We start from the raw sequence: 14,324 nt of genomic DNA, 5'->3' as shown, positions 1-14,324 counted from the left end.
CTTAATGAATGGAATGTGATTTAATGAGCTCCTGAGCCAGTCGGCGGGTTTCCGTGTCCGTTTGCACGTAGTCTTCATACGTCGGACTTTTCACGAAGGAAACTCGATTCATACAGTCTTCAATCAGGTCCGACATTTCCAGAAATCCAATCCGATCGTTTAAAAACTCAGCTACGGCAATTTCATTGGCTGCGTTCAGAATGCAGCAGGCATTCCCTCCGCGTTCAAGGGCCTGGTAAGCCAGAGCCAGATTTCGAAACGTCTCGGCATCAGGCTGTTCGAAACTTAGCGTCGGGTAGTCAAGGAAACTAAATCGGGGAAAATCAGAAGGCATTCGATTGGGATAACCCATCGCAAACTGAATCGGTAATCGCATGTCAGGTAAACCTAACTGAGCTTTGATGGAACCGTCCTGAAACTGTACAAGCGAATGAATGATACTCTGCGGATGTACCACTACATCAATCTGCGGCGTATCCAGTCCAAACAGCCATTTGGCTTCGATTACTTCCAGTCCTTTGTTCATCAGACTGGCGGAATCGATGGTAATCTTCGCCCCCATTACCCAGTTCGGATGTTTGAGAGCCTGAGCTTTGGTAACGGTTTTCAAAAACTCCCGGTCTTTTCCACGAAAAGGACCGCCCGAAGCCGTCAGGATAATTTTTTCGATCGGGTTATGAAACTCTCCTACCAGACATTGAAAAATAGCCGAATGCTCGGAGTCGACGGGGTAGATATTGATGCCTTTTCGGCGAGCGGCTTCAGTAACCAGCTCTCCCGCCACCACCAGCGTTTCTTTATTCGCCAGAGCGATGGATTTGCCCGCTTCAATCGCTTTCAGCGTGGGTAACAAACCAGCATATCCCACCATTGATGTTAGCACCAGATCAATCGTGTCCATCTGTACCACATTAGCCAGAGCTTCAATGCCGCAGTAAACTTTGATATCCAGTGAATCAAGGGCCGATTTTACCTTGTCGTATACATCTTCATTACCAATTACCACCACATTCGGACGAAATTCGACCGCTTGTTCTATTAATAAGGTTGCATTATTCTGAGCGGATAACACTTCAACCTGAAAGGATTCGGGATTAGCCCGAACCACGTCCAGTGCCTGTGTTCCAATCGAGCCCGTCGAGCCCAGTATAGCAATACTTCGTTTCTGCATGGGGGAATTATTGGTATTTTCTGTTGGCGTTTTTTTGTTCTTACGCACCTAAACCCACCGTGGTTGGTGTCTTCACTAATCACTTCCTTTTACAATTGGCTGGTGAGGACACCAGCCAAGGCAGGAGAGTTACTCTGGGGGAAACGTTGGGTTGATTCTATTTTATCATCCAGATCCATCCAGACCGGGGTAATTTAACTTGTACCTTACCCCGGGTTGCACCCGGGGCTATTCGTATTCCCCACCGTGGTTGGTGTCTTCACCAACCACTTCCTTTTACAATTGGCTGGTGAAGACACCAGCCAAGGCAGGAGGTTCTTACTTTTGCGTTCGTTCTAATCTGGGACGGGACGGGTTTACCCCCTGTTCTGGTGGCTTTAGATTTGGTTAAAAAAAACTAACCCCGGCCTTCTCCCCGGATTATCATCCGGGGTTATCCAGCTTGGGTCCATCCAGACTAGAGCTATTGATATTGAACCCCTCCGGGGTTATGTTTTCCTTTACGGGTTTTTGTTTTTATGTTTTGTGACACAAACCCCGGATTGTCATCCGGGGCTATCCATATTGAACCCCTCCGGGGTTAGTATTCTCATTTCCAAACCTCTCCCCTACCTTTGCGGGTTTTCTCTTTCCAACTGAAAACTGAAAACTGAAAACTGAAAACTGAAAACTGAAAACTGAAAACTGAAAACTGAAAACTGAAAACTCAAAACTCAAAACTGAAAACTGAAAACTCAAAACTCAAAACTCAAAACTGAAAACTCAAAACTGAAAACTCAAAACTGAAAACCGTAGCGACGGTCGCTCAAAACTCAAAACCGTAGCGACGGTCGCTCAAAACTCAAAACCGCAGCGGCGGCCGCTCAAAACTAGTGAAACCTGCCTAATTCGTCGGCGATCTTACGGTCGTTTGCCAAACGAGGTACTTTATTTTGTCCGCCAAGTTTTCCCTGACTCTTCATGAAGTCAATGAACGCTCCCTGACGCAGACTATTAATCTTTAAAGGCTGCAAAATGTTTCCCGTAATCAAATCGTCATAATAGACATTGAGCTTGGTTAACTGCGTATCCAAATCCTGCCGAAACTGTTCAGGGTTTTGAGGAGGATTAGCAAACTCAATCAGCCATTCGTGATAAGGCAATCCCCCTTCGGTGGGTGTTACCTGCGGAGCTACTGTAAATTCCACCACCTGCGTTTCGGGCTGGCGACTCACGGCATAAGCCATGGCTTTCTCTACTTCTTCTCCAATCACGTGTTCGCCAAAGGCCGAAATGAAGTGCTTGATCCGGCCCGTTACCAGAATGCGATACGGATCTTTGGAAACAAATTTCACAGTATCGCCAATGTTGTACCCCCAAAGTCCGGCATTGGTATTCATAATGACTACGTAATTCTTGCCCAACTCTACCTCGCCAATTGTTAACCGGCGGGGGTTTTCATTATAGAATTCCTCTACCGGAACAAATTCGTAGAAAATACCCTGATTGAGAAGCATCAATAAGCCGGGATTCGTCTGAGAATCCTGGTAGGCGATAAAACCTTCTGAAGCAGGATAGGTCTCGATGGAGTCTACCTTCTTCCCAATAGAATCGAATAACTTCGCCCGATAGGGCTCGAAATTTACGCCACCATATACGAAGACCTGAAAATCAGGAAAAACATCCTTGATTTTTTTCCCTGTACGAGTTTGAATCCGGTCAAAATACATCTGCACCCAGGGCGGAATGCCGGAAATTAGCGACATGGGTTGATGAATGGTTTCGTCAATAATACGATCCAGTTTGGTTTCCCAATCTTCAATGCAGTTGGTTTCCCAGCTAGGTAACTGATTGGTGCGAAGGTAAGACGGAACGTGGTGATTGGAAATTCCCGAAAGCCGTCCTACGTGAACGCCATTTTTCATCGTCATTTCCGGACTTCCTGAAAGAAAAATCAGCTTTTTGTCCAGAAACTCGGCTCGTCCTGTTTCGTGAATGTAACTCAGCAGAGCATCACGGGCACCGGAGATGTGGTATCCAATGGATTCTTTGGAGATGGGAATGTATTTAACCCCTGAAGTAGTACCCGAAGTTTTGGCGAAGTATAAGGGCTTTCCGGGCCATAGAATATCCTCTTCCCCGTGGGTAACTTTCTCAACGTAAGGCTTTAGCCCTTCATAATCCCGAATGGGAACAGCCTGACGAAAATCGGCGGGGGTTCGAATATCTTTAAAATAGTGATTCCGCCCAAACTCGGTGTTCCGGGCGGAATCCAGTAAGTTTTTAAACCATACATTCTGCGTTTCAGCGGGTTTTAACTCCCACTGACGACGCTTTGATATAACCCAGGCCGCGAAGGGCTTTGCTAATACTGACCGAATGGGTACCATGCATTAATGATTTCTCAGACTGCAAAAGTACGACAAACTTTAGCTAGTTCGAGCGGCTAGGCACAATTCCCTGTCAGTTGCGAAGCTAGCTGATCCAGGGTCGCCGCGTCGGTGAGGCCTTCGTGCCGCCAGATTTCGCGACCTTTTCGAAGCCCCAATACCGTCGGGTTCGACTGAATCTTATAGCGTTTAAATAACTCATCTTCTCTTCCACAAGCCACTCGCAATAAACGGGCTTCTCTGGGGTGCTGACTAACAAAGCTTTCCAACACACGTTCTGATTGGCTCACTTGGGGGTTGTATTGCTGAAACACCAGCATAAGAACGCACCCATCGCTCTGAAGAAATTCTTCCAAAGTCATAATCTTTCCGGATTAAACTGATTTGACTACTAAAACTGAACTCTGCCAATGAGGCTTTTGCTGGTCATTCCGGGTATGATGCGACCTTATCATGCCTGATAGAATGCCTTCAAAGCCATCAAGAGTAATTCCCCGCTTTTCGGCATTAAGGAATACAAACGCTGGTTAACTAATGAACTCGACTAATAGTTAATACGTGCTTTCTCTAAATTTCGTTGGATACCGATGATTTAGATGTTTTAGTTTTAATGAGGGAGAGTACTGGAGCTAGTTTTATAAATCAGGCAGCCGATTTCAGGAACTTCGCTACGCGTAATCAATAGTAATCCGCCACTACCTACCTAGCAGCGTTCTAAAAGTAATACAAAAACAATCGTAATAAAAGTTTTTTATCATTTTATCGCACAATAATTACATTTTTAATGAGCTTATAATCCTTTTTTAAGCTTAGATTTATAAATTATCTAAGACACTGTATTTTTAATAAGCTGATAATGAATTATTCCCCATAAAAACATTGGCATAAATCGGAAATGATTGCAGTTGAGGCTTGCCAATTGCTGATCCATGCCTAATTTTGAAGGTCTTTACGAAGACTTTCAAGCTGGACATACGACAGAAACTCTGAACATGAGAGAATTACAATTTCGGGAGGCTCTTCGCGAAGCTATGAGCGAGGAAATGCGACGTGATCCCCGCGTTTTTTTAATGGGCGAAGAAGTTGCTGAATACAACGGTGCGTACAAAGTATCTCAAGGGATGCTGGATGAATTCGGACCAGAACGCGTAATCGATACTCCCATTGCCGAATTAGGTTTTGCAGGAATCGGTGTGGGTGCAGCCGCCAATGGTCTGCGTCCTATTATCGAGTTCATGACGTTCAACTTCTCATTAGTAGCGATTGATCAGGTGATCAACTCAGCGGCTAAGATTTACGAAATGTCAGGCGGACAATATAACGCTCCTATCGTATTTCGTGGCCCCACCGGTAACGCGGGTCAGTTAGCGGCTCAGCACTCGTCTAACTTCGAAAGCTGGTACGCAAATACACCCGGTTTGAAAGTGGTGATTCCCTCAAACCCCGCCGATGCCAAAGGTTTATTGAAATCAGCCATTCGCGATAACGATCCCGTGATTTTCATGGAATCGGAGCAAATGTACGGTGACAAAGGTCAGGTACCCGACGGAGAATACCTCATCCCCATCGGTGTGGCTGATGTAAAAAAAGAAGGAAAAGACGTTACCATCGTAAGCTTTGGTAAAGTAATTCCTCGCATCGTAATGCCTGCGATTGAAGAACTGGAGAAAGAAGGTATTTCGGTTGAGTTAATCGACTTACGCTCTGTTCGTCCAATCGATTACGGTACGGTAGTTAAATCCCTCAAGAAAACGAATCGTTGTGTGATCGTTGAGGAAGCAGCTCCTCTGGCCTCTATTTCTTCGGAGGTGGCCTATCACCTGCAACGGTACGCATTTGATTACCTTGACGCTCCCGTCGCCCGTGTAACCAGCCGCGATGTACCTCTGCCTTACGCTCCTACGCTGATTGAAGAGGTATTACCCAATCCTAAGCGTGTAGTATCAGCGGTGAAGTCCGTTTTATACCGGAACTAGTCGCTCGCTCCATCACTTCATACAAAAAGCTTCGATCTGACATCAGGTCGAAGCTTTTTCTTTGTAAGTAGTTGATAGTTTATGGGTCGGCAGGTGATCGATGCTCTTTAGCGTTCTACCACTAAACAATGTATCATCAGTTACAAGAGCTTACTATCTTAAGATGGTATTTTGAATAAAACCAGGAAGAAGTGCATAGGCTTGTCCTTCGTTGAAGCGGGCCATCCGAAGTGTCGTTACCCTGCAAGCCTGTCATCCAGAGTGAAGGGACTTTCTTGTCTTTGCGAACTCACCTGGTCATTAGGTGTACTTAAAATGTATCCCTTTCTACACCCTGTTCTCTCACTTCGTCCAAGATAACAGGTATAAAAATTCATTCATACCTCGATCATTCGAATGAAGATACAAATAATTGCAAATTTTAGAAAGTCTCGTGTAATAAGAATATTCACCTTCGCGAAAAAGGAGCATTTCAAGACCCAAAAATGAAGGAGAGTAAAACTGGAAAGGCTATAAAATAAAAAATGGCAAACCACGAACCGCTACAACCGTCTACCCTTGCTTCGGTCAAGACCTGGGGGATTCAACAGGAGCTGGCCTGATTTGCCGCTGCAAAGATCGTTTTATTTTGACACGATGTCAAGTCAAAGCGTAAATTGCAGCATGAAAAAATTTCGTCTGCTCCATCTACCTGCCCTTATTTTAGGTCTATCTCTTTGCATATCAGGCTGTAACTCTTCTAATAAACATTTGGAAGAAGGGCGAAAATTACTGCGGGAAAATAAATTAAACGAAGCCATTCTGGAATTAAACCAGGCCGTAGAGGCTAATCCGAAGAATGCCGAGGCTCTCAATGCCCGTGGCGTCGCCCATTATCAGCTTAAAGATTTCAGTAACGCGATGATGGATTACGATCAGGCTATTCAGGCGGATTCGTCCTTATACCTGCCTTTTTTCAATCGTGCCAAACTTCGCATGGCTCAAAGCGATTTTGAGGCGGCTATTCATGATTTAACGAAAGCAACTACCCTTGCTCCCGACTCGGCTGAGATTTATCTGAACCGTGGCTTTATTTATGCTGAATTAAAGTTACCCCAAAAAGCCACGGTCGATTTTGATAAAGCCGTTCAGTTGGCTCCTAAGAACGCCGAGACGTATTTCGTTCGAGGAAATCTCTATCTGGAACAAAAAAACTACCCCTCCGCTATCCGCGATTATGAGCAGGCGGTTGGTCTGCGTTCTGAATTTCCACAGGCCTTTTTTAACATGGGACTGGCTCAAAATCTGGTAGGAAACCGGGAGGCCGCTTGTCTGAGCTTTCAGCAATCTAAAAAACTAGGCTATGCCGAAGCCGCCGATGCGGTTGACACTTTCTGTAAATAATTTCGTATGAAGTACTTCGCATTACTACTCGTTCCCCTTTTCATTCTGTTTGCAGGCTGGCAATACAACGATCCCGATCCTTTGCTTTGGGGTACCATTTACCTAATCGCTGCCTACACAGCCTTACGGGCTTTTCAGGGTAAGTTTAATCAAGAGCTCTTACTAGTGCTACTGATTTGGTCAGCGGCCTGGGCTATTAGCTCCTGGACACAAATGACCGCCTGGGAAGGTTTCTTCAGCGAAAATGAAGGATTAACGATGAAAACGCCTAATCAGGAATTAGCCCGCGAAGCCTGCGGTTTGGGTATTGTAGCCGTGGCTTATTTGCTGTTTTTAGGAATGAGTTATTCGCAGAGAAGACGTTAGTTACCTAATCGTCTCATCTATCATTTCTCACTACGTTCGAGATTTTCAGTAAAAATGGGACGAACGTTGGGATAGGTTAGTAACCCTCTGTTACTAACCTATCCCAGTCCTAAAATAATGCTCTCCACTTCTCTCTATCTGGCTGGAAGAATAAAGGGATTCATGTAGCTTTGTTACCTTTCATTGATTTCCATCTCCCGGCCAGACACCATGAAGTCGCGTCTCTCCATTTGAAGGTCCTCATGCTGAAACCCCAGCCTTCTTCATCGTCCCGGTTGTTGCTAAGCGGGTATGCCAGCTAAAAGCTTCTTCCAGTACGTGCGGCGTGTGCCCCCCGCGTTCGCAAGCTCGATCAAAGTACGATTGTAATTCTTCCCGATAGTCAGGATGCACGCAATTGGCAATAATGGCCTTCGCCCGTTCTCTGGGAGCCAATCCCCGTAAATCCGCCAAACCCTGATCCGTCACCAGTATATCTACATCGTGTTCGGTATGATCCACGTGCGAAACCATTGGTAATACGTGAGATATAGAATTATTCTTCGAAGCCGCCTGCGTCACGAAAATGCTCAGAAAGGCGTTGCGGGCAAAGTCTCCCGAACCACCGATGCCATTCATCATTTTGGTACCGCTGATGTGCGTAGAATTCACGTTTCCGTAAATGTCAAACTCGATGGCCGTGTTAATACCAATTACGCCCATCCGACGGATTACCTCGGGAGCATTACTGATATTCTGGGGACGCAGCACAATCTTATCACGATACTTATCAATATCCTTCATCAGTTTCGTATACCATTCATCAGAAACGGTAATTGACGAAGCCGACGCATAAATCATTTTTCCGGCATCCATTAACTCAAACGTACTATCCTGTAACACCTCTGAGTACATCGTGAGATTCTCAAAATCACTATTGATAAAGCCCGATAACACAGCATTTGCTACTTTGCCAATACCGGCCTGCAAGGGTAATAATGATTTTTTAAGCCTCCCCTGGCTGACTTCCCGATTGAAAAATTCCAGTAAGTGCGAAGCAATAGCCGTCGTCTTTTCATCGGGCGGTACGATTTGAGCCGGACTATCTTTGACGCTGGTTATAACGATTCCCACGATTTTCTCTGGATCAACCGGAATGGAAGTGCGTCCCACGCGGGAAGACGGCGAGGTAATGGGAATAATAGAACGGTCTGGATATACGCCTGCCATAAACACATCGTGTAGTCCGCAAAGCGAAAGTGGCATTGACAGGTTAACCTCTACAATAACTTTATCGGCCAGAGCCGCAAAGTGAGCGGAGTTTCCCACCGAAGTAGTCGGCACGATGCTGCCATCTTCTTCAATGCGGGCGGCCTCAATAACGGCTATATCTAATGAAGGTAAATGCTGGTTTTGCAATAGCTCAACGGTCTCACACAAGTGGTGATCCATGAACATAACCTCCCCTGAGTTAATACTCTTTCGTAATACCGGATCTACCTGAAAAGGCATCCGGCGATTCAATGCGTGGGAGTTCGCCAGGGCGGCGTCGGTATCCTGGCCCAGTGAGGCCCCGGTAATCAGAGTGATTTTCAGAGGTTCTGTTTTCGCTCGCTGGGCTAAGGCCAGTAATACGGCTTTGCTGTCTCCAGCCTTGGTAAAGCCGCTGGTTCCCACCACCATTTGATCTTTGATAAACGAGGCGGCCTCATCTACGCTTATAATTTTGTCACGCAGATCTGCTCGTAATATTCGGTCTTCATACATACGCGTACTTGTGATTGAATGGGTACTACATGATTCAACATATACTTTCCATGACCAATGGGGTACGGGCAAATGTATTCTTTATTAAGTGTACTTATATGATAAAATCGTTTTATCTATAATAAATAACCAAGCTTTCGTAGGAGTTTAGTTTGAGGTTTTGATTTATGCGTTAAGAATCTTAAAGTATTGCTGTCGCATAAAAAAGCCTTTCCAACTTTCGCTGAAAAGGCTTTTTTGTTACTAAGGTTGAAATCTTAGTGCTTAATTTCGCGGATTTTGATATTACGGAACCATACCGTATCTCCGTGATCCTGAAGGCAAAAATGACCCGTTGCAAACTTGGCAAAATCAGGCATGGTTTTGAATTTAGACTTTGCAACCATCTCGGTAAACTGAGGCGTGCTCATGTCCGTTTCTACCACTTTTACGTCGTTTTGATAGATCACGAATTTACCCTGATCCAGCACTACCCGCATGGAATTCCATTGTCCGGCTGGTTTCGCGTTTTGAGGATTAGCCGGGATCAGATCGTATAAACTACCCGCCCGGTGGCTTTCCAGTTTGCTATCCGAGTGACGTTCGTTGTCAATCACCTGAATTTCGGGACCCGTCAACCAGGGGTATTTGTATTTATCACTTTCAACAACGTGAAACATCACGCCGCTGTTACCGTTTTCAGCAATTTTGGAATCGTATTTCAGTTCAAAATCCTTGTATTCACCGTCGGTAACGATATCGCCAGCCGTCGCTCCACCTTTGCGGGCGTCAGCATCCAGTTTTAGGGCACCTTCTTCTATTTTCCAGGCCGTACCTATGCCTTCACCGTTGTATTTATGCCAGCCATTAGTGGTTTTGCCATCAAAAAGTAATTTGAAACCTGCTTTTTTTTCCGCTTTGGAAAGAGAATTGGGGGATTGGGCAAGACAGGTAACTGTAACCAGCGACAGAATACCGATGAGTGTCTTTTTCATGAATCTGAGGTTAACTTGTTGAAATGTACGGTTTTACTGAAAATTATTTACTTAGGGAAACTTGTTTTCACGAAATTGCCTTACCCTAAGCAAATGATAGTCAACAAATCTAGTGGCAAAAATGGAATTGGTCGTTTTGCAAATCTATTTATTAATCAATAGTAGCAATCCGGTACTTCCAACTCACTTTTTTGAATTGGTTTTAAAAACTATCTGGCTTACGCCATGAGCTTTAATCGAAGAAGTCTATCTTTACAGCCCTTCTTCTTCGTTTCTCATTGTAAATTTTCGCCACGGAAACTCGTTAACGGAAAGAGCATCAGGCACCGTTCTTTCATTACCCATACATATTTATTTCGTTTATGCCATCATCCCAGACTTTTAACCATAAACATATATTAGTTTGCCGAACTGACGCCGTAGGAGATATGGTGTTAGCTATGCCCGTCTGCGGTCTGATTAAGGAAAAATATCCCGATTCGAAAGTTTCTGTTTTAGGAAGAACGTATACGCGTGACATTGCTCTGGCCAGTGAGCATATTGACGGTTTCGTGAATTTTGATGACTGGACGGGAAAAACGTCAGAAGAGATCAACCAGTTACTAGCCAAGGAAAAGATTGATGTAGCAGTTCATTTGAAAGATTCGGATGTGGTGGCGAAGCAATTGAAAAAAGCGGGTATTGAGCGAAGAATCGGTACCATGAATCGTTTTTTTTTCTGGTATACCTGCAACAAACTGATCCCCTTAAGTCGCAAAAACTCTGGTCTGCACGAAGCTCAGTTAAATGTGAAGTTATTAAGAGGATTAGATATTTATCGGCAGCTTTCCTGGAATGAAGTTACGGACTATTATGGACTGACTCGCTTCCAACCTCTAAATCCAGAGTTTAAAGCTTTATTATCAGACGATCGCTTTAATCTGATTATTCACCCCAAGTCGCATAAAAACAGTAAGGAATGGAGTTTGGAAAACTACTCCCAACTCATCCGGCAAATTGATCAATCAAAATTCAAAATCTTTATCAGCGGGTCAGCCAAGGAGCATGAAGAACTGGAGCCCTGGCTTGCTCAGCACGCGGAAGAGGTAACTGACATTAGTGGTAAAATGCCGCTGAGCCAGTTTATTACGTTTATCAGTCAGGCTGACGGGTTAATTGCCTGTAGTACGGGCCCCGTTCACATCGCCGCCGCTTCGGGCATTTATACGCTGGGTTTATACACGGATATCCATACCAAAGATGCTGGTCGCTGGGGACCGGTTGGTAAAAAAGCGGAATCTCTTACTTGTGTAAACGCAGATATGGATACGATTAAACCAGAAGACATTTTAGGCAGGATTAATGCCTGGTTAGAGCAGAATAAAGTACACGCCTGATACGCTATAATTAACTATAAAAAGAGCCTTTCTGATGCTGTCAGAAAGGCTCTTTTATTTTCGCTACCAGCCGCAAAACTGGTAGTGGAACTATAAACCTAATACCTTCTTATTGAAAGCTTCATCAGCCCCCGTTCCAGCGAAATCGTCGAAGGCCCGTTCGGTTACACGAATCATATGATCGGTAATAAACTGAGCTCCTTCAGCGGCACCTTGCTCGGGGTGTTTGATGGCACACTCCCACTCCAGCACAGCCCAGCCATCGTAGTCATACTGAGCCATTTTGCTGAAGATGGAACTGAAATCTACCTGACCATCCCCTAAAGAACGGAAGCGGCCTGCCCGCTCTACCCAACCCTGATAGCCACCGTATACGCCTTGCTTGCCAGAAGGATTGAATTCAGCGTCTTTTACGTGGAATGCATAAATGCGATCGTGGTAGAAGTCGATGAATTGCAGGTAATCCAGTTGTTGCAACAGGAAGTGGCTGGGGTCATAGTTAATACCGGCCCGTGGGTGATTATTTACTTTTTCGAGGAACATTTCGAAAGTAATTCCGTCGTGTAAATCCTCACCGGGGTGTAATTCAAAGCCTACGTTCACGCCTGCTTCATCAAACGCATTCAGAATTGGAGTCCAGCGTTTAGCCAATTCCGTGAATGCCATGTCCACTAGTCCAGCCGGACGCTGAGGCCAAGGATAGACAAAGGGCCATAATAAGGCTCCAGAGAAAGTTACGTGTGAAGTAAGGCCCAGATTCTGACTGGCTTTAGCCGACCAGATTAACTGTTCTGTAGCCCATGCCTGCTGGGCAGCCGGATCATTCGCTACTTCTTTCGGCCCAAAGCCGGAGAACATCGTTGAATAAGCCGGGTGAACGGCTACTAACTGACCCTGTAAGTGCGTAGAGAGTTCTGTTACTTCCAGACCAATGTCAGCCAGCTTGCCTTTATACTCGTCGCAATACGTTTTGGACTCAGCGGCAGTTTTCAAATCAATCATCCGGGGATCGCCTGAAGGAACCTGAATTCCTTTGTAGCCCAGATTTGCCATGTATTTGGCAATACTATCGATTGAGTTAAACGGCTCCGCATCACCAATAAATTGAGCCAGAAATATTCCGGGACCTTTTAAGCTTTTCATGGTTTAAAGATTAGTTATAGAATAATGGTAAGAGGATATATTTCAAGTAATCCTATTTCCAGTTCTTTCGTAATAAAGTGCTGAATTCTCTCTTTTTGTTGTATTAAAATACGAGCAATTTCATCGGTTTGACTGTTGCCGATCTTTAACCAAACTACTTTCGGTGGAGCCCCCCAAACCAAATGAAATTTCTCGAAATCATCATCCTTAGTTACGATCGTATAATCGAATTCTTTGGCATATTCCCAAATTACCCGATCCGTTGCATCCCGCAGTCCGACTTCACGGACATGCGTAGCTTCGGCAAAATCAGCACTGATTTTGGCAATGATCCGGTGAGAAATATTCTGATCGAATAGTAATTTCATATAGCAATTCGATGGCTATGCTGCTCTTTTGCTGCTGCAAACGCCAGCACAGCCAGAATATCATCCTGGGTAAGGTCTGGATAATCATTCAGAATTTCTTCAAAAGTCATTCCGGCAGCTAACCAGCTCAATACGTCACCTACAGTAATACGCATCCCACGAATACAGGGTTTTCCACTCCGTATTCCTGGTTCTATGGTTATTATAGATCGGTAGTCTATCATTTTATTTCAGCTAAAAAGGATAGCGATGTTTTTACAAAGCTATCCTTTCAATCATTCAAAACTAGATCTGAACCCAAGCTTGTTTCTGATTTGATTCGAGGATTTTCTCGCAAATCAGTAACTCACGGTAGCCGTCCGCGAAGGTCGGGAACGTTGGATTTTCGGGCATTTTACCGGCTTCTACTGCTGCATATACCTCTTTGAACATTTGCTTGGAAGTATCGGCAAAACCTTCGTTATGACCACCTGGGAAGGTAATGATGGAACGAACTTCGGGGTGAACCAATGAAGGATCACGCATCAATACTTGGTTATTGCCATCCCGCTTACCAATCCATAACTCGTTAGGAGCTTCAGAATTCCAGGCAAAAGTTTGTTTCGAACCAGCAATTTCCAGTTTCAACTGATTTTTACGACCAGCCGATACTTGCGATACCGTAATTACGCCACGATTTCCGTTATTGAAACGCAACAGAACGTTCGCGTGATCTTCCGTAGTAATGTCGATATCTGCGTAATCTTCGGGCTGAAGCATTTTACCTGAATAGGTCTCAACGGGCTTCAGAGGCTTCTTACGCGTTTTGTGGATGATGTTAAAGTCAGCCAATACTTCCACCGTTTTTAGTCCGGTGATGTACTCGATGATGTCCATCAGGTGAGACCCGATGTCCGCAATAGCCCGGCTGTTTCCTGACTTATCGGGCTCCAGACGCCAGCTATAATCTGTTTCGTAGAACAGCCAGTCTTGCAGGTAAGAACCCATGATGGAATAGACTTCACCCAGTTCACCTTTTTCCTGCATGGCTTTCATCTGACGAGCCAGAGGGTAGTAACGCAGGTTGAAGTGCACCGCATTCACCAGACCTGTCTGAGCAGCTAACTCTACCAATTCTTCGGCTTCGTGCAAATCTTTTGCCAGAGGTTTCTCGCAAACCACGTGCTTACCCGCTAACAAAGCAGCTTTAGACTGCGAGTAATGCAAAAAGTTGGGGGTACAGATGTGTACTACCTGGATGTCTTCCTGCTGTAATAATTCATCAAACGTATACGAACGGGCAATACCTAGCTGAGCAGCTTTGGCGGCGGCTAATTCAGACGTTACTTCGCAGAGAGCAGCTACTTCTACGTTAGGCAATCGGCGTAAGGCTTCGATGTGAGCGGGGCCAATAAATCCTGTTCCAACAACGCCTACTTTAATTTTTGTCATCAGTGAAATGAGCTATTGAGA

Annotated in this window: 13 protein-coding genes; 4 read left to right on the top strand and 9 right to left on the bottom strand. The window is 45.0% G+C overall.

Annotation, left to right across the window (positions count from 1 at the left end):
* Position 1: 1 nt before the first annotated feature.
* From QE357_RS07670 to QE357_RS07660, 3 genes are all read right to left on the bottom strand, one after another.
* The gene (locus QE357_RS07670) at positions 2–1,171 is read right to left on the bottom strand and encodes a 1-deoxy-D-xylulose-5-phosphate reductoisomerase (protein WP_309706588.1); all 1,170 of its coding nucleotides are present in this window, start codon (positions 1,169–1,171) and stop codon (positions 2–4) included.
* An 869-nt stretch (positions 1,172–2,040) separates the two neighbouring features.
* On the bottom strand, positions 2,041–3,540 hold the full coding sequence (locus QE357_RS07665; protein WP_309706587.1) for a GH3 auxin-responsive promoter family protein: 1,500 nt from the start codon (positions 3,538–3,540) through the stop codon (positions 2,041–2,043).
* A 56-nt stretch (positions 3,541–3,596) separates the two neighbouring features.
* Positions 3,597–3,902 (bottom strand): co-chaperone YbbN, encoded by a 306-nt coding sequence (locus tag QE357_RS07660; RefSeq protein ID WP_106635574.1) that lies wholly within the window; start codon positions 3,900–3,902, stop codon positions 3,597–3,599.
* A 567-nt stretch (positions 3,903–4,469) separates the two neighbouring features.
* Between QE357_RS07660 and QE357_RS07655 the strand changes: the two genes are divergently transcribed.
* The 3 genes from QE357_RS07655 to QE357_RS07645 all read left to right on the top strand — a co-directional run bounded on the left by QE357_RS07655 (position 4,470) and on the right by QE357_RS07645 (position 7,265).
* Positions 4,470–5,516, top strand: coding sequence for a pyruvate dehydrogenase complex E1 component subunit beta (locus QE357_RS07655; protein WP_106635573.1), 1,047 nt, complete (start codon positions 4,470–4,472; stop codon positions 5,514–5,516).
* 663 nt (positions 5,517–6,179) lie between these two features.
* A complete protein-coding gene (locus tag QE357_RS07650; RefSeq protein WP_307142613.1) occupies positions 6,180–6,899 on the top strand; it encodes a tetratricopeptide repeat protein in 720 nt (239 codons plus the stop codon).
* 6 nt (positions 6,900–6,905) lie between these two features.
* Positions 6,906–7,265, top strand: coding sequence for a transmembrane 220 family protein (locus tag QE357_RS07645; RefSeq protein WP_309706586.1), 360 nt, complete (start codon positions 6,906–6,908; stop codon positions 7,263–7,265).
* Between the two features lie 240 nt (positions 7,266–7,505).
* On the opposite strand, the gene QE357_RS07640 is transcribed toward QE357_RS07645, so the two are convergent.
* Both QE357_RS07640 and QE357_RS07635 read right to left on the bottom strand, forming a co-directional pair.
* On the bottom strand, positions 7,506–9,011 hold the full coding sequence (locus tag QE357_RS07640; protein WP_309706585.1) for a succinate CoA transferase: 1,506 nt from the start codon (positions 9,009–9,011) through the stop codon (positions 7,506–7,508).
* A gap of 257 nt (positions 9,012–9,268) precedes the next feature.
* Positions 9,269–9,985 carry a DUF1080 domain-containing protein gene (locus QE357_RS07635; RefSeq protein ID WP_106635569.1) on the bottom strand — a complete coding sequence of 239 codons (717 nt, stop codon included), beginning with the start codon at positions 9,983–9,985 and terminating at the stop codon, positions 9,269–9,271.
* Between the two features lie 428 nt (positions 9,986–10,413).
* Between QE357_RS07635 and QE357_RS07630 the strand changes: the two genes are divergently transcribed.
* Positions 10,414–11,361 (top strand): glycosyltransferase family 9 protein, encoded by a 948-nt coding sequence (locus QE357_RS07630; protein ID WP_309706584.1) that lies wholly within the window; start codon positions 10,414–10,416, stop codon positions 11,359–11,361.
* A gap of 90 nt (positions 11,362–11,451) precedes the next feature.
* Here the strand turns inward: QE357_RS07630 and QE357_RS07625 are convergent, their stop codons facing one another.
* From QE357_RS07625 to QE357_RS07610, 4 genes are all read right to left on the bottom strand, one after another.
* A complete protein-coding gene (locus QE357_RS07625) occupies positions 11,452–12,504 on the bottom strand; it encodes a sugar phosphate isomerase/epimerase (RefSeq protein WP_106635567.1) in 1,053 nt (350 codons plus the stop codon).
* Between the two features lie 14 nt (positions 12,505–12,518).
* On the bottom strand, positions 12,519–12,872 hold the full coding sequence (locus tag QE357_RS07620; RefSeq protein WP_106635566.1) for a DUF5615 family PIN-like protein: 354 nt from the start codon (positions 12,870–12,872) through the stop codon (positions 12,519–12,521).
* Positions 12,869–13,093: a DUF433 domain-containing protein gene (locus QE357_RS07615; RefSeq protein ID WP_106635664.1), complete on the bottom strand. Its 225-nt coding sequence runs from the start codon at positions 13,091–13,093 to the stop codon at positions 12,869–12,871. The genes QE357_RS07620 and QE357_RS07615 overlap by 4 nt, the downstream gene beginning before the upstream one ends.
* Before the next feature lie 64 nt (positions 13,094–13,157).
* Positions 13,158–14,303, bottom strand: coding sequence for a Gfo/Idh/MocA family protein (locus tag QE357_RS07610; RefSeq protein ID WP_106635565.1), 1,146 nt, complete (start codon positions 14,301–14,303; stop codon positions 13,158–13,160).
* Between the last annotated feature and the right edge of the window lie 21 nt (positions 14,304–14,324).

Origin of the sequence: Siphonobacter sp. SORGH_AS_0500, assembly GCF_031453245.1 — a bacterium.
GTDB lineage: Bacteria > Bacteroidota > Bacteroidia > Cytophagales > Spirosomataceae > Siphonobacter.
Note: the sequence above shows the minus strand (reverse complement) of the source record. Positions and strands in the feature narration are given on the sequence as shown.